Origin of the sequence: Pseudomonas fluorescens (genome assembly GCF_000730425.1) — a bacterium.
Lineage (GTDB): Bacteria > Pseudomonadota > Gammaproteobacteria > Pseudomonadales > Pseudomonadaceae > Aquipseudomonas > Aquipseudomonas fluorescens_X.
In genome coordinates, this window is record NZ_CP008896.1 from 4534946 (window position 1) to 4550515 (window position 15570).

Annotated in this window: 11 protein-coding genes and 2 tRNA genes; 9 read left to right on the forward strand and 4 right to left on the reverse strand. The window is 60.5% G+C overall.

The features are described from left to right. Positions 1–92 precede the first annotated feature (92 nt). The 7 genes from hfq (at position 93) to HZ99_RS20250 (ending at position 8710) form a co-directional block, all read left to right on the forward strand. Positions 93–353, forward strand: a complete 261-nt coding sequence (gene hfq / locus HZ99_RS20220) for an RNA chaperone Hfq (RefSeq protein WP_010221594.1) — start codon at positions 93–95, stop codon at positions 351–353. A 12-nt stretch (positions 354–365) separates the two neighbouring features. After that, the gene (gene hflX, locus HZ99_RS20225) at positions 366–1667 is read left to right on the forward strand and encodes a ribosome rescue GTPase HflX (protein ID WP_038445588.1); all 1302 of its coding nucleotides are present in this window, start codon (positions 366–368) and stop codon (positions 1665–1667) included. Positions 1668–1763: 96 nt separating this feature from the next. Beyond that, on the forward strand, positions 1764–2942 hold the full coding sequence (gene hflK, locus HZ99_RS20230) for an FtsH protease activity modulator HflK (RefSeq protein WP_038445589.1): 1179 nt from the start codon (positions 1764–1766) through the stop codon (positions 2940–2942). After that, on the forward strand, positions 2942–3808 hold the full coding sequence (gene hflC / locus HZ99_RS20235; protein ID WP_010213607.1) for a protease modulator HflC: 867 nt from the start codon (positions 2942–2944) through the stop codon (positions 3806–3808). The genes hflK and hflC overlap by 1 nt, the downstream gene beginning before the upstream one ends. Positions 3809–4104: 296 nt before the next feature. Next, positions 4105–5292: an ATP phosphoribosyltransferase regulatory subunit gene (locus HZ99_RS20240; RefSeq protein ID WP_038445590.1), complete on the forward strand. Its 1188-nt coding sequence runs from the start codon at positions 4105–4107 to the stop codon at positions 5290–5292. A 54-nt stretch (positions 5293–5346) separates the two neighbouring features. Further along, positions 5347–6636 (forward strand): adenylosuccinate synthase, encoded by a 1290-nt coding sequence (locus HZ99_RS20245; RefSeq protein ID WP_038445591.1) that lies wholly within the window; start codon positions 5347–5349, stop codon positions 6634–6636. Between the two features lie 139 nt (positions 6637–6775). Then, a complete protein-coding gene (locus HZ99_RS20250) occupies positions 6776–8710 on the forward strand; it encodes a methyl-accepting chemotaxis protein (RefSeq protein ID WP_038445592.1) in 1935 nt (644 codons plus the stop codon). A 90-nt stretch (positions 8711–8800) separates the two neighbouring features. Here the strand turns inward: HZ99_RS20250 and HZ99_RS20255 are convergent, their stop codons facing one another. From HZ99_RS20255 to HZ99_RS20270, 4 genes are all read right to left on the reverse strand, one after another. After that, positions 8801–10366 (reverse strand): ABC transporter permease, encoded by a 1566-nt coding sequence (locus HZ99_RS20255; protein WP_038445593.1) that lies wholly within the window; start codon positions 10364–10366, stop codon positions 8801–8803. Beyond that, complete coding sequence (locus HZ99_RS20260) at positions 10366–11391, reverse strand: extracellular solute-binding protein (RefSeq protein WP_038445594.1); 1026 nt, start codon at positions 11389–11391, stop codon at positions 10366–10368. Before HZ99_RS20260 ends, HZ99_RS20255 begins: the two co-directional genes overlap by 1 nt. A 146-nt stretch (positions 11392–11537) precedes the next feature. Further along, positions 11538–11624, reverse strand: a tRNA-Leu gene (locus tag HZ99_RS20265). A 177-nt stretch (positions 11625–11801) separates the two neighbouring features. Beyond that, positions 11802–11888, reverse strand: a tRNA-Leu gene (locus tag HZ99_RS20270). Between the two features lie 224 nt (positions 11889–12112). Here HZ99_RS20270 and rnr point away from each other — a divergent pair. After that, positions 12113–14743, forward strand: a complete 2631-nt coding sequence (rnr, locus tag HZ99_RS20275; protein WP_038445595.1) for a ribonuclease R — start codon at positions 12113–12115, stop codon at positions 14741–14743. Then, positions 14740–15495 (forward strand): 23S rRNA (guanosine(2251)-2'-O)-methyltransferase RlmB, encoded by a 756-nt coding sequence (rlmB, locus tag HZ99_RS20280; RefSeq protein ID WP_032862039.1) that lies wholly within the window; start codon positions 14740–14742, stop codon positions 15493–15495. Before rnr ends, rlmB begins: the two co-directional genes overlap by 4 nt. Positions 15496–15570 lie beyond the last annotated feature (75 nt).

Genomic DNA, 15570 nt, shown 5'->3' on the forward strand with positions numbered 1-15570 from the left:
CTTGCAATTGCCGTCTATCCTTGGGGGTGTGACGGTTACAAACTATCTATTTTTCCGATTTTTTATTATTGATCCTTAAAGGAGTGCGGCACATGTCAAAAGGGCATTCGCTACAAGACCCTTACTTGAATACTTTACGTAAAGAGAAAGTTGGGGTTTCCATCTATCTGGTCAACGGCATCAAGCTGCAAGGTACGATCGAGTCTTTCGACCAGTTCGTTATCCTGCTGAAAAACACCGTCAGCCAGATGGTCTACAAACACGCTATCTCGACAGTAGTGCCGGTTCGTCCAATTCGTCTGCCTAGCGCAACCGAATCCGAACAGGGTGACGCTGAGCCAGGTAACGCCTGATAGGAGTCTCCTTTGTTCTTTGAGCGCCACGGTGGTGGTGAGCGAGTAATCCTCGTTCACTTGGATGGACAGGACCCTGAGGCGCGCGAAGATCCGCAGGAGTTTCAGGAGCTGGCAAATTCGGCCGGCGCCGAGACCGTCGCGTTTTTTAACGTGCCGCGTCATCGGCCAACCGCCAAATTTCTGATTGGCAGCGGCAAGGTCGAAGAACTACGCGACCTGGTCCATGCCGAAGAAGCCGATCTGGTGATCTTCAATCACATCCTCACGCCCAGTCAGGAACGTAACCTCGAACGTGTCTTCGAGTGTCGCGTGATTGACCGCACCGGTCTGATTCTCGATATTTTCGCCCAGCGCGCCCGTACCCATGAAGGCAAGCTCCAGGTTGAACTGGCCCAGCTTGACCACATGAGCACCCGCCTGGTTCGCGGCTGGACTCACCTTGAGCGTCAGGGTGGTGGTATCGGCATGCGTGGCCCGGGTGAAACCCAGCTTGAAACCGACCGGCGCCTGCTGCGGGTTCGCCTGCGCCAGATCAAGGGCCGCCTGGAGAAAGTACGCAGCCAGCGCGAGCAATCACGCCGTGGTCGGACTCGTGCGGATATCCCTACCGTGTCCCTGGTGGGCTATACCAACGCCGGTAAATCCACGCTGTTCAACAACGTGACTAAATCGGACGTGTACGCGGCGGACCAACTGTTCGCCACCCTCGACCCGACCTTGCGCCGCCTGGAGCTGGGCGACCTGGGGCCGATTGTGCTGGCCGACACCGTGGGCTTCATTCGCCACTTGCCCCACAAGCTGGTCGAGGCATTCCGGTCTACGCTCGAAGAGTCGAGCAACTCCGACCTGCTGCTGCACGTTATCGATGCGGCCGAGCCTGACCGGATGTTGCAGATCGAGCAGGTCATGGTGGTACTGGGCGAGATTGGTGCCCAGGACTTGCCGATCCTCGAGGTCTATAACAAACTCGATTTGCTTGAGGGTGTAGAGCCGCAGATCCAGCGCGACGAAAACGGCAGGCCCCAGCGGGTCTGGCTTTCGGCGCGGGACGGTAGCGGCCTGGAACTGCTTGAGCAGGCGATCGCAGAGTTGCTGGGTGGCGATTTGTTTGTTGGCACCTTGCGCTTGCCGCAGCGTTTTGCTCGACTGCGTGCTCAATTTTTTGAGTTGGGCGCCGTACAGAAAGAAGAACACGACGACGAAGGTGTCAGCCTGCTGGCTGTTCGTTTGCCCCGTTCGGAGCTCAATCGGCTGGTGAGTCGTGAAGGCGTTGTACCGACAGAGTTCCTCGAACAACACACTTTGCAATAAAAGCCTGAGAAAGCGGTTGTGCCGCTGTGGCAGGCATTCTGTAGCATTGGTCGGCGCGCCGTGGGTGCGTCTTTGCTTTATCAGATGGAGAGCGCTATGGCTTGGAATGAGCCGGGTGGCAACTCGAATAATCAGGATCCTTGGGGTGGTAAACGCCGCAATAATGGCGACCGCAAGGGGCCACCAGATCTCGACGAGGCCTTCCGAAAGCTGCAGGAAAGCCTGAATGGGTTGTTCGGTGGTGGAAAAAAACGTGGTGGTGACGACGGCGGTCGCACGAGCAAGGGCGGCGGCTACGGCTTGCTTGGCCTCGGCCTCGTGGCATTGGCGGCTGTCTGGCTGTACAGCGCGGTCTATGTAGTCGACGAGCAGGAGCAAGCTGTGGTGCTGCGCTTCGGCAAGTACTACGAGACGGTCGGTCCAGGCTTGAACATCTACTTCCCGCCGATCGACAAGAAGTACATGGAGAACGTCACGCGTGAGCGTGCCTACACCAAGCAGGGCCAGATGCTGACCGAAGACGAGAACATCGTCGAAGTACCGCTGACCGTGCAGTACAAGATCAGCAACCTGCAGGACTTCGTGCTTAACGTCGACCAGCCGGAAATCAGCCTGCAGCACGCGACCGAAAGCGCCCTGCGCCACGTGGTGGGTTCCACTGCGATGGACCAGGTGCTGACCGAAGGCCGTGAGCTGATGGCCAGCGAGATCAAGGAGCGCCTGCAACGGTTCCTCGATACCTATCGCACCGGTATCACCGTTACCCAGGTCAACGTACAGAGCGCAGCTGCACCGCGCGAAGTGCAGGAAGCCTTCGATGACGTGATTCGTGCCCGTGAAGACGAGCAGCGTTCGCGCAACCAGGCTGAAACCTATGCCAACGGCGTCGTGCCGGAAGCCCGTGGTCAGGCCCAGCGCATCCTTGAAGATGCCAACGGTTACCGCGACGAAGTCGTGTCCCGCGCCAAGGGTGAGGCCGACCGCTTCACCAAACTGGTGGCCGAGTACCGCAAGGCACCGGAAGTCACCCGTGAGCGTCTTTACCTGGACACCATGCAGGAAGTCTTCAGCAATACCAGCAAGGTTCTCGTGACCGGCAACAAGGGTGGGCAGAACAACCTGCTGTACCTGCCGCTGGACAAGATGATCGACGGTGGCCGTAGCGCCGGTACTACTTCGTCTTCCGCCAGTTCGACTGCCGCTGCCAATGAAGCGAGCGCCCGTGCGGCGGCTGACTTGCAGCAACAGCAAACACGTTCCAGGGAGAGTCGTTGATGAGCAATAAATCGCTGACCGCCCTGATTGTGGGCGTCGTCGTGGTCATCGCTGCCTGGAACTGCTTCTACATCGTGGCTCAGACCGAGCGTGCGGTGTTGCTGCAATTCGGGCGTGTGGTCCAGGCGGATGTCCAGCCGGGCCTGCATGTGAAAGTCCCCTACGTCAACCAGGTGCGCAAGTTCGACGCCCGCCTGATGACCTTGGATGCACCGACACAGCGCTTCCTGACCCTGGAAAAGAAAGCCGTGATGGTGGATGCCTACGCCAAGTGGCGCGTCAAGGATGCCGAGCGTTTCTATACCGCGACTTCCGGCCTCAAGCAGATTGCCGACGAGCGTCTGTCCCGTCGTCTGGAATCGGGCCTGCGTGACCAGTTTGGTAAGCGCACCCTGCACGAGGTGGTATCCGGTGAGCGTGATGCGCTGATGGCTGACATCACGCGTTCGTTGAACACCATGGCGGAAAAAGAGCTGGGTATCGAAGTGGTCGATGTCCGGGTCAAGGCCATTGACCTGCCCAAGGAAGTGAACCGCAGCGTGTTCGAGCGTATGAGCACCGAGCGTGAGCGTGAGGCTCGTGAGCACCGCGCCAAGGGTAACGAGCTGGCTGAAGGTATCCGTGCGGATGCCGACCGTCAGCGTCGTGTACTGTTGGCAGAGGCCTATCGTGAGTCTGAAGAGGCTCGCGGTGATGGTGATGCTCAAGCCGCGGCGATCTACGCCAAGGCTTACGGCCAGGACCAGGAGTTCTACGCGTTCTACCGTAGCCTGCGTGCTTACCGTGAAAGCTTTGCGAATAAAACCGACGTCATGGTGTTGGACCCAAGCAGCGATTTCTTCCGCTACCTGGAAAAGTCCAAGTAACCCGCTGACTGGTTGGTTCCACTCCGTCGGGCGGCTAAAACGCTCGGCGGGGTGATCCTTTCGGAAAACGGGTGTATGATGCGGCAGCCGGGAAATTCCCGGCTTTTTTGCGTCTGCATGTTTGATTGTTGTTGTGCGTTGCAGGCGCGACAGGTTTTTCGAGGAAAGTGCCCGACGAGGCCGGTTACAGGCCATTCGTCACGTCGCTCTTGCGCGTGGTTTATGCAGGGGCCGGGTATTTTCTGCTTCACTCAAGGCTCGCCCAAGGGCAGGCCGGGTCATAGGGGAATGGCGTAATGGCAACGGTAGACCGCTGGCTGCTGCCAGATGGCATCGAAGAAGTACTGCCACCAGAGGCTGCGCGTATTGAAGTCGCGCGCCGCCAGGTGTTGGATCTGTTCCAGAGCTGGGGTTACGAGTTTGTCGTGACTCCCCATATCGAGTACCTGGAATCCCTGCTGACCGGCGCGGGCCAGGACTTGGATCTGCGCACCTTCAAGGTCATCGACCCGCAATCGGGCCGGCAAATGGGGTTTCGTGCCGACATCACACCGCAAGTGGCGCGCATCGATGCGCATACCCTGCGCCGTGAAGGGCCGAGCCGCTTGTGCTACGCCGGCAGCGTGCTGCATGCGCAACCGCGCGCCTTGTCATCTTCCCGTAGCCCGATCCAGCTGGGCGCCGAGTTGTACGGCGATGCGAGCCCGAGCAGCGATGTCGAAGTCATCAGCCTGATGTTGGCGATGCTGCAACTGGCTGACGTGCCGGATGTGCACATGGACCTGGGGCACGTCGGTATCTACCGTGGTCTGGCCCGTGCAGCCGGTTTGTCTGGCGAAGTGGAGCAACAGCTGTTCGATGCCCTGCAACGCAAGGCCATCGATGAGGTGGTTGCCCTGACCGAAGGTGTGCCTGCCGATCTGGCTGGCATGCTGCGTGCGCTGGTGGATCTGTGTGGTGGTCGTGAAGTGCTGGCCGCCGCCCGTGATCGCCTGGCCAATGCTCCGGCCCCGGTGTTGGCGGCCCTGGACGACGTTCAGGTGATTGCCGAACAGTTGTCGGCGCGCTTCCCGCAACTGCCGTTGTATTTTGACCTGGGCGAACTGCGCGGCTACCACTACCACACCGGTGTGGTGTTCGCGGTCTTTGTTCCGGGTGTTGGCCAAGCTATCGCCCAGGGCGGTCGTTATGACGATATCGGCGCTGACTTCGGCCGTGCCCGTCCGGCAACCGGCTTTTCTACCGATTTGAAAACCCTGGTGACCCTGGGGCGTGCTGAAGTCGAGCTACCGTCTGGCGGTATCTGGATGCCAGACAGTACGGACGCGGCACTCTGGCAGCAGGTCTGCCAGTTGCGCAGCGAGGGTCAGCGTGTCGTCCAGGCCTTGCCTGGGCAGCCATTGGCCGCCGCCCGTGAAGCGGACTGCGACCGGCAATTGATTCAGCAGAACGGGCTTTGGCAAGTATCGCCACTGGCTTCTTGAGTTTTCCTGCCGGCCAACGCCGGCACCAAGTTTGCGCGAATGAGGACAAGTGTTATGGGTAAGAATGTCGTAGTCCTGGGCACCCAATGGGGTGATGAGGGCAAAGGCAAGATCGTTGATCTGCTGACCGAACATGCTGCCGCCGTAGTGCGCTACCAAGGTGGCCACAATGCTGGCCACACCCTGGTCATCGATGGCGAAAAAACCGTCTTGCACCTGATCCCGTCGGGCGTCCTGCGCGAAGGCGTGCAGTGCCTGATCGGCAATGGCGTGGTGGTTGCACCTGACGCCCTGTTGCGCGAGATCACCAAGCTGGAAGAGAAAGGCGTACCGGTGCGCGAGCGCCTGCGTATCAGCCCGTCCTGCCCGCTGATCCTGTCCTTCCACGTCGCCCTGGACCAGGCCCGTGAAAAGGCCCGTGGCGAGCTGAAGATCGGTACCACCGGTCGCGGCATCGGCCCGGCCTACGAAGACAAGGTTGCACGTCGTGGCCTGCGTGTGGGCGACTTGCTCAACATGCCGCGCTTTGAAGACAAGCTGCGTGAACTGGTGGATTACCACAACTTCATGCTGGTCGGTTACTACAAAGAGCCGGCCATTGAGTTCGACAAGACCCTGGCAGAGTGCAAAGAGTACGCTGAGCTGCTCAAGCCGCTGATGCTGGACGTGACTGCCGAGCTGCACGACCTGCGTCGCGCCGGCAAAGACATCATGTTCGAAGGCGCCCAGGGCTCGTTGCTGGACATCGACCACGGTACCTACCCGTACGTGACCAGCTCCAACACCACCGCTGGTGGCGTGGCGACCGGTTCGGGTGTTGGCCCGATGTTCCTGGACTACATCCTGGGCATCACCAAGGCCTACACCACTCGCGTAGGTTCGGGTCCATTCCCGACTGAGCTGTTTGACGACGTCGGTGCGCACCTGGCCAAGCAAGGCCACGAGTTCGGCGCGACTACCGGTCGTGCTCGTCGTTGTGGCTGGTTCGACGCCGTTATCCTGCGTCGCGCTATCGATGTGAACAGCATCTCGGGCATCTGCCTGACCAAGCTGGACGTGCTCGACGGCCTGGAAACCATCAACATCTGCGTCGGCTACAAAGATGCAGACGGTAACGATGTTGCCCCGACTGACGCCGACAGCTACGTGGGCCTGCAGCCGGTGTACGAAGAAGTGCCGGGTTGGACCGAATCGACCGTGGGTGCCAAGACCCTGGAAGAACTGCCAGCCAACGCCCGAGCCTACATCAAGCGTGTTGAAGAGCTGATCGGCGCGCCGATTGACATTATTTCGACGGGCCCGGACCGCAACGAGACCATCGTTCTGCGTCATCCGTTCGCTTAATAAGCTGTTGATGTAAAAAGCAAAGGGTCCCTTCGGGGGCCCTTTGTCGTTTCTGCCTGATGCACGGCACGACCCTTGCTATGTTTCTCTCTTTCGGGGTGCCATCAATTTAATGGCACCCGTGGTGGAGGGATTCCCGATGTCTGCCGTTCTCTCATTGTTACAAAGCCGGCTGTTGCGGCCGGTGTTCGTTACCCTTGGTATCGCTCTTTTGGTGCAAGTGCTGGTGGCGGTCGCCCTGACCCGGAGCACGGTCACGGCCCTGGAAGCCGATTTGGACAAGCGCCTGGGGGTGGACAGTCAGAAACTGTCTGGCGAGTTGAGCCAGGCGGGCAAGGAGGTTATGTCCAGCCTGGACAGCCTGTCGACCAGCACCAGCGACCGGCTGACTGCGGGGCTTTCTGCGCGTTTGAAGCAAGAACAGCAGCAACTGCGTACGACCCTGGAAAAGGACCTGAAGGACTCGGCCAATGACATGGCGCAGCTGCTGGCCTCGGTTGCACCGCGTGCTATGTGGGACAGTGATGTTCCGGCGCTGTCGGAATTCGCCCGGCGCGCCCAGCGCAATCCCAATGTGCTGTTTGTGGTGTATGACGATGCCACCGGCCAGCATTTGACGCGTTATCTGAATCGGGAAAACCCGATCAACAAGGCGCTGTTGGAGAAAGGCGAGGGTGATCGTGCACTGGATAAAGTGTTGAACGCCGCAAAAAACGACCCTTCGGTTTACTACGTCGAAGCGCCCATCAGCCCCAATGGCGTGGAGATCGGCAAGGTGCTGATGGGGGTTTCCACTGCCGCGGTAGAGGCCGACCTGGCGGCGCTGGATCAGCGTTTTGCTGCGCTGATTGCCAGTGGCGGCCAATTGGTGGGAGATAGCCTCAAGGGGGCGGCGGCGGACAGTGCGGCAGCCATGGGCGCCCGCTTGCAGTCGGCACAGGCCACGGCCACCGAAATGACCGCTAATACCTCCAGTGCCGTACAAGAGGCCGCGCAGGCGCTGCGCTGGCGCATCGGGCTGGGTTTGGCGCTGGTCGGCCTGGGCGTCCTGTTGCTGATTGCCGTAGTGCTGGGGCGGCAGGTGGTCAATCGCCTGAAGCTGCTGATCGCTGCGATGGATGACTTGGCGGCTGGCGAAGGTGACCTGACCAAGCGCGTACAGATCAACAGCCGGGATGAAATCGGCGCCATGGCCTCGGCAGTCAATCGGTTTGTGGATAAGTTGCAGCCAATCGTGCGCGAGGCGGGCGATGTGGCCCAGCGCACTGGCGTGGAAATCGGCGCGATGACCCTGCGCAATGCCGGTGCCGATGCGGCGGCGGGTTTGCAGCGCGATGAAGTCGCCGAGAGCCTGCGAGCGCTGTCGCAAATGGCCGACGAGGCCCAGGCCGAAAGCCATGCTATGCAGGCGGCGTTGCAGCAGGTGGTGGATATCCGCCAGGCGACCGATGAAAATTCGCGGACCTCGGCTGAGGTCGGCAGTCTGATCGAAGCCTTGGCAGGCCAGGTGCAGGCCGGCTCCAAGGTGATCGAGCGTCTGGCCCAGCAAAGTGAGCAGATTGAAGTGGTGCTGACGGTTATCCACGGCATTGCCGAGCAGACCAACCTGCTGGCCCTGAACGCGGCTATCGAAGCGGCGCGGGCCGGTGAGACCGGGCGTGGTTTTGCGGTGGTGGCGGACGAAGTGCGCGCGCTGGCCAGTAAAACCCAAAGCTCCACTGGCGATATCCAGGCGCATATCGTGGCCTTGCAGCAAGGCGCGCGTGAGGCGGTGGAAACCATCGGCAAGGCCGGGCGCCAGGCCAACGAGGGATTGCTGGTGCTGCGTGACAGCGTGCGTTTGCAGCAGTCGGTACAAGCCTCGGTGGAGCAGGTGCATACGGCGATTGGCCTGGCGACCCGGGCTGCCGAGCATCAGGCTCAGGGCGCGCATGCGGTGCGTGGCCGGGTCGAGGTGATCCACGCCCAGGCCGAGCGTGCGGCGCAGGCGGTGGTGGAAACCACAGCCAGTGGCAAGGTGCTGGATGGGTTGGCGGCGCAGTTGAAGGCGAGCCTGGGGCAGTTTCGGGCCTGAGGTTGGCTGCTCGGGCCTCATCGCGGGCAAGCCCGCTCCCACAGGTAATCGCGTTCCAATGTGGGAGCTGGCTTGCCTGCGATAGCGCTCTCAGCGGCTCAGATACATCCGCGTCGTGAGCAAATAGACGGGCAGCCCCGACACCACAATCAACAGCGCCGCATAAGGCGCCGCCGCCGCAAACTCCACATTCGAGGTATGCGCCCATACGGCCGTGGCCAAGGTATTCAACCCGGTGGGGCTAAGCAGCAAGGTCGCCGTCAACTCCTTCATCGCATCAAGGAGCACCAGCGCAAACGCCGCGCCCAATGCCGGAAAGATAATCGGCAGGGTTACCCGGCAAAACGCGCTGAAGGACGATGCGCCCAGCGTGCGCGCAGCCTCTTCCAGTTGCGGTGCGGCCTTGTTCAGCGCGGTGCGGATCGGCGCCTGGGCCAGTGGCAGGAACAGCAACGCATAGGCAATCAGCAGCAGCGTCGAGGTCTGATACAGCGCCGGTACGTAATGCAGGGCGAAATACACCAGAGTCAGGGCAATCACCAGGCCGGGCAGGGCGTGCAGCAGGTAGGGCAGGCGTTCGGCCCACAGCGCCAGATGGCCCTTGTAGCGCACTACCAACAGGCCTACCGGCACTGCCAGTGCCAGGCAGAGGGCGCCGCCGCCCAGGGACAGGGCCAGGGAGGACAGCAGCGCCTCGCTGATTTGCGCAACCGGGAAGGCCGCCGAAGAACCCACAGCCAGCCAGTAAGCGAGCATCCCCAATGGAATACCACTGCCGATGATCGCCAGTATCAGGCAATAAAGCTGCCCCAGTGGCGCCCATTTACCCAGACGAACCTGCTCGGCATGCCGCGCCGCGCCTTGCCCGGTGCGCACATGTCGGCCCTTGCCGCGCGCGCGCAACTCCAGCCACAGCAGGGTCAGGCACATCACCAGCAGCACCGCAGACAGCATCGCCGCGTTGGCATTGCTGAATTCCAGCTCGAACTGTTGGTAGATCGCCGTGGTGAAGGTTTGCAGGCCGATGATCGACAAGGCGCCGAACTCTACCAGCATATGCAGGGCGATCAGCAGTGCGCCGGCCAGCAGTGACGGCCACAGCAGCGGCAGGGTGATGCGAAAGAAAACGCCCCAGCGATTCAAGCCCAGTGTGCGGGCCGACTCTTCCAGGGATGGGTCCAGGTTGCGCAGGGTGGCTGCCACCGGCAGGAACACCAGGGGGTACTTGGACAGGGTCATGACCAGGATTGCGCCGCCCAGGCCCTCGAACTGGGCGCTCAGCGACACCCAGGTAAAGCTGCTGACAAACGCCGGCACGGCAAACGGCAGGCACAGAATCACCCCCCAGATCCGGCGGCCGGGCAGGTTGCTGCGCTCCAGCAGCCAGGCCAGGGACAGGCCGATCACTGCGCAGGCTGCGGTCACCCCGACCATCAGTGCCAAGGTGTTGCGCAGCAACCCGAACACGTATGGCCGCCACAGCAGATGCACGGCCTCGGCCCAGCCGGCCTGCCAGGCCTTGAGACCGACATAGGCCAAGGGCAGGAGGCTCAGGCCCACCAACAGCAGGACCGGCAGCAGTAGCCAGATTGAGGGGCGCTTGTGCCGTGGACTAAACCCTTCGCGCAAGGCGGGGGGCGATAGCGATGGGTTCATCAGTTCAGGCCAACCTCACGTTCCAGCTCCAGGGCTTCTTCGGCATTGCCCAGGTCGGCGGGAGTGATTTTCGGTGGTTGCAGCTCGCTAAATGGCTTGAGGCCACGATTGGATTCCATGCCTTTGCGCAACGGATACTCGGCGGACGTATTGGTGATCACACGCTGGCCTTCTTCGCTGGCCATAAACGCCAGCAGTTGCTGGGCTTCCTTGGGGTGCTTGCTCGATTTCAAGGCTGCCGCTGCCGAGACGGTGATCAGGCCACCGGCATCGCCATCAGTGAAGTAGTGCAGTTGCGAGTCCAGGTTGGTTTTTTCCTTTTTCAGGGCAAACCAGTAGTAGTTATTCACCAGTACCGTCGCGACTTCACCGTTTTCCACGGCCTTGAGGGCGACCATATTGTTGCTGTAGACCTTGCCGAACGCGCGCAGGCCAGTCAGCCACTCCTCTGCGGCTTCGCGACCATGCAGCTTGATGATTGCCACGGCCTGTTCCTGGAAGGCGCCGCTGGTGGGGACGAAACCGACCTTGCCTTGCCATTCGGGGCTGGCAAAATCCAGTACCGACTTGGGCAGCTCTGCTTCCTTGATCAGTTTCGGGTTGAAGGCCACGACCCGGGTGCGTGCGGTCACGCCCATCCAGGCGCCATTGGCGGCGACATATTCCTTGGGCAATACATCAAGCGTGCTGGCATCGATGGTCGCCAGCAGGCCTTGTTCGCCGAGCTTGTTCAGAGGTGGGGATTCTTCGGTGTAGATCACATCGGCAGGGGAGCGCTCGCCCTCTTCGACGACCTGGCTGGCCAACTGGTTGCTGCTGCCCTTGCGTACATTCACGTGAATGCCGGTCTTGGCTTCGAAAGCCTTGGCCAGTTCATCGCCGACTTCCTTGTGCTGGCCGTTGTACAGGGTCAACTCAACCTTGTCGGCGGCATGGGCGGTGGGCGTGAGCAGGGTCAGGCCGAGCAGAGTGATGGTCAGGCCACGCAGAAGGGATGTCTTGAGACGGGTATCGCGGATCATCATCCGGGGTTTTCCTCACTTGAGTGCAACAAATTATTGCAAGGATAAACGATAAAACTTCTCAAGTGCGGACGGGGGGCAGGAATTGCAGGCGGGCTTTTTAAACCCCGGAAACGAAAAAACCCGCTTTCGCGGGTTTGATCTGAATTTGGTGCCCAGGAGAAGACTCGAACTTCCACGACCTTGCGATCACCAGCACCTGAAGCTGGCGTGTCTACCAATTTCACCACCTGGGCATTATCAAGCAACGTTGCCGCTGTTGATGGGGCGAACTATACGGCGGGCTTTTTGATCTGTAAACCCCTGATTTGATTTTATAAATCAATTTTTGGGTTAAAAATCAAAGGCCTATAACGCAAAAACCCGCTTTCGCGGGTTTTTGTGAGACTCAAGGCCAGCCTTGAGTTTTGAATTGGTGCCCAGAAGAAGACTCGAACTTCCACGGCCTTGCGGCCACCAGCACCTGAAGCTGGCGTGTCTACCAATTTCACCATCTGGGCAGTATCTTCAACGTTGCCGTCGTCGATGGCGCGCACTATACGGAGTGACTTTTAAGCTGTAAACCCCCGTCATCAAAAAAGCCTGGGAAATTTCGCGGGCGGTCGCGCAAGGTGGTTTCTTGGGGCTATAAAACGCATTTCCTGGCTAGTTATTGCTGGAAATTTCCCGTTTCAATACGCGTATGCCAAACTAACCCACATATAGACAAGGTGAAAACTCTCTAATGGCCGATTGGCAGTCCCTCGATCCCGAGGCCGCTCGTGAAGCGGAAAAATATGAAAACCCTATTCCTAGCCGTGAACTGATCCTGGCGCATCTCGCCGATCGGGGTTCGCCTGCTAGCCGCGAGCAGCTGGTTGAAGAATTCGGTCTGACCACCGAAGACCAACTCGAAGCACTGCGCCGCCGCCTGCGTGCCATGGAGCGCGATGCACAGTTGATCTATACCCGTCGCGGCACCTACGCGCCGGTGGACAAGCTCGACCTGATCCTGGGCCGCATTGCCGGTCACCGTGATGGTTTCGGCTTCCTGATCCCTGACGATGGCAGCGATGACCTGTTCATGAGCCCGGCGCAAATGCGCCTGGTGTTCGATGGCGACCGTGCCCTGGCGCGTGTATCCGGCCTGGATCGTCGCGGCCGTCGCGAAGGCGTCATCGTCGAAGTGGTATCCCGTGCCCACGAGTCCATCGTCGGTCGTTACTTCGAAGAAGGCGGCATCGGCTTCGTGATCCCAGATAACCCGAAGGTCCAGCAGGAAGTGCTGGTGACGCCGGGTCGCAATGGCGCCGCCAAGGTCGGTCAGTTCGTCGAGGTGAAAATCACTCACTGGCCAACCCCGCGCTTCCAGCCACAGGGCGATATCGTTGAAGTGGTCGGCAATTACATGGCGCCGGGCATGGAAATCGATGTGGCGCTGCGCACCTACGATATTCCACACGTCTGGCCCGAGGCTGTGCTCAAGGAAGCCGCCAAGCTCAAGCCGGAAGTTGAAGAAAAAGACAAAGAGAAACGCATCGACCTGCGCCATCTGCCGTTCGTCACCATTGACGGCGAAGATGCCCGTGACTTCGACGATGCGGTCTACTGCGAAGCCAAGCCCGGCAAGCTGCGCCTGTTCTCCGGTGGCTGGAAGTTGTTCGTCGCGATTGCCGACGTGTCCAGCTACGTGAAGATCGGTTCGGCCCTGGATAACGAGGCCCAGGTACGCGGTAACTCCGTGTACTTCCCTGAGCGCGTGATTCCGATGCTGCCTGAGCAGTTGTCCAACGGCCTGTGCTCCCTGAACCCGAAAGTCGACCGTTTGGCCATGGTGTGCGAGATGACTATCTCGAAAACCGGCGAAATGACCGACTACCAGTTCTACGAGGCGGTGATCCACTCCCAGGCACGCCTGACGTACAACAAGGTCAGCACCATCCTGGAAGCGCCGAAGACCAGCGAAGCCAAGGCGCTGCGCAGTCAATACGCAGACGTGGTCCCGCACCTCAAGCAGCTCTATTCGCTGTACAAGGTGCTGCTGGGTGCACGCCATGTGCGTGGCGCGATCGATTTTGAAACCCAGGAAACCCGGATCATCTTCGGTTCCGAGCGAAAAATCGCCGAAATCACGCCGACTACCCGCAATGACGCGCACAAGCTGATCGAGGAATGCATGCTGGCGGCCAACGTGGCCACCGCCGAATTCCTGAAAAAACACGAAATTCCTGCGCTGTACCGGGTCCACGATGGTCCGCCACCGGAGCGCCTGGAAAAACTGCGGGCCTTCCTTGGCGAGCTTGGCCTGTCCCTGCACAAAGGCAAGGATGGCCCATCGCCGAAGGACTACCAGGCTCTGCTGGCCAGCATCAAGGACCGTCCGGATTTCCACCTGATCCAGACTGTGATGCTGCGCTCCCTCAGTCAGGCGGTGTACAGCGCCGACAACCAGGGCCACTTCGGTCTGAATTACGAAGCCTACACCCACTTCACCTCGCCAATCCGTCGCTACCCGGACCTGCTCACGCACCGCGCGATCCGCAGTGTGATCCATTCCAAGCTGAACACCCCGCACGTCAAGCGCGCCGGTGCCATGACGATTCCGAAGGCACGGATCTATCCGTACGACGAAGCGGCCCTGGAGCAACTGGGCGAGCAATGCTCCATGAGCGAGCGCCGCGCCGACGAAGCCACCCGCGACGTAGTGAACTGGCTCAAGTGCGAGTTCATGAAAGACCGCGTGGGCGAGTCCTTCCCGGGCGTGATCACCGCCGTGACCGGCTTTGGCCTGTTCGTCGAGTTGACCGATATCTATGTCGAAGGCCTGGTACATGTCACTGCCTTGCCGGGTGACTACTACCACTTCGACCCTGTGCATCACCGCCTGGCGGGCGAGCGTACCGGGCGCAGCTTCCGTTTGGGCGATACCGTCGAAGTGCGGGTTATGCGCGTTGATCTCGACGAACGCAAGATCGACTTCGAGATGGCCGAGAAAACCATCGACGCGCCTATCGGCCGTAAAAAGCGTGGTGCCGAAACAACTGCGCCAGCGAAGAAAGGTGCTCCGGCAAAGGCTGCGGTCGCAGCCGAACCGGCGGCCAAGCCTGCTCGTCGTTCGTCGAGCAAGGAAAAAGTCAGCGACGCTTATCGCCCCAGTGATGCTGCGGCGAAGAACGCGGAGCTGCGCAAGAGTCGCGAGCTGAAGCAGCAGTTGCTCAATGAGGCCAAGAGCGGTGGTAAAGCGGCGTCTGGGGGAAAGTCCCAGGGCGCCGACAAACCGTCGAGCAAACCGAGTAAACACCGTAAAGGCCCGCCCAAGGCGGGTTCGGCCCCTGCGAAAAGCGGCGGGTCGCGCAAACCTAAGGCCAAGTCATGAGTCTGGAAAAAATCTACGGCGTTCACGCCGTAGAAGCGTTGCTGCGTCACCATCCCAAGCGCGTCAAGCAAGTATGGTTGGCCGAAGGTCGCAGTGAGCCGCGCGTGCAGGCGCTGGTCGAGCTGGCCAACCAGAACAAGGTTGCCATCGGCCAGGCCGAGCGTCGCGAAATGGATGTCTGGGTCGAAGGTGTGCACCAGGGCGTGGTAGCGGACGTGAGTCCGAGCCAGGTCTGGGGCGAGGCGATGCTCGATGAGCTGCTCGATCGCACGGAAGGCGCGCCGTTGCTGCTGGTGCTCGACGGCGTGACCGATCCGCACAACCTCGGCGCCTGCTTGCGTTCGGCGGATGCTGCCGGTGCGCTGGCGGTGATTGTGCCTAAAGATAAGTCGGCTACCTTGACGCCGGTTGTGCGTAAAGTCGCCTGCGGTGCAGCGGAAGTGATTCCGCTGGTGGCCGTGACCAACCTGGCGCGCACCCTGGAAAAGCTCCAGCAGCGCGGCCTGTGGGTCGTGGGTACGGCGGGGGAGGCTGAGGTCAGCATTTATGACCAGGACCTCACGGGCCCGACCATCCTGATCATGGGGGCTGAAGGCAAGGGCATGCGCCGCCTGACCCGTGAGCATTGCGACTACCTGGTGCACTTGCCGATGGCCGGTAGCGTCAGCAGCCTCAACGTTTCAGTCGCAACGGGCGTCTGCCTGTTCGAAGCCCAGCGCCAGCGTGGCGCCAAGGCCAAGACCAAGAAGTAATCAGGCCTGACGCAGGTCCAAATGTGGGAGCGGGCTTGCTCGCGAATGCGCAGTGTCAGTCGCCATCAATGTTGG

Coding starts and splice junctions, on each gene's coding strand:
- hfq (WP_010221594.1), top strand. CDS start 93: ATGTCAAAAGGGCATTCGCTACAAGACCCTTACTTGAATACTTTACGT.
- hflK (WP_038445589.1), top strand. CDS start 1,764: ATGGCTTGGAATGAGCCGGGTGGCAACTCGAATAATCAGGATCCTTGG.
- hflC (WP_010213607.1), top strand. CDS start 2,942: ATGAGCAATAAATCGCTGACCGCCCTGATTGTGGGCGTCGTCGTGGTC.
- HZ99_RS20240 (WP_038445590.1), top strand. CDS start 4,105: ATGGCAACGGTAGACCGCTGGCTGCTGCCAGATGGCATCGAAGAAGTA.
- HZ99_RS20245 (WP_038445591.1), top strand. CDS start 5,347: ATGGGTAAGAATGTCGTAGTCCTGGGCACCCAATGGGGTGATGAGGGC.
- HZ99_RS20250 (WP_038445592.1), top strand. CDS start 6,776: ATGTCTGCCGTTCTCTCATTGTTACAAAGCCGGCTGTTGCGGCCGGTG.
- HZ99_RS20255 (WP_038445593.1), bottom strand. CDS start 10,366: ATGAACCCATCGCTATCGCCCCCCGCCTTGCGCGAAGGGTTTAGTCCA.
- HZ99_RS20260 (WP_038445594.1), bottom strand. CDS start 11,391: ATGATGATCCGCGATACCCGTCTCAAGACATCCCTTCTGCGTGGCCTG.
- rnr (WP_038445595.1), top strand. CDS start 12,113: ATGGCCGATTGGCAGTCCCTCGATCCCGAGGCCGCTCGTGAAGCGGAA.
- rlmB (WP_032862039.1), top strand. CDS start 14,740: ATGAGTCTGGAAAAAATCTACGGCGTTCACGCCGTAGAAGCGTTGCTG.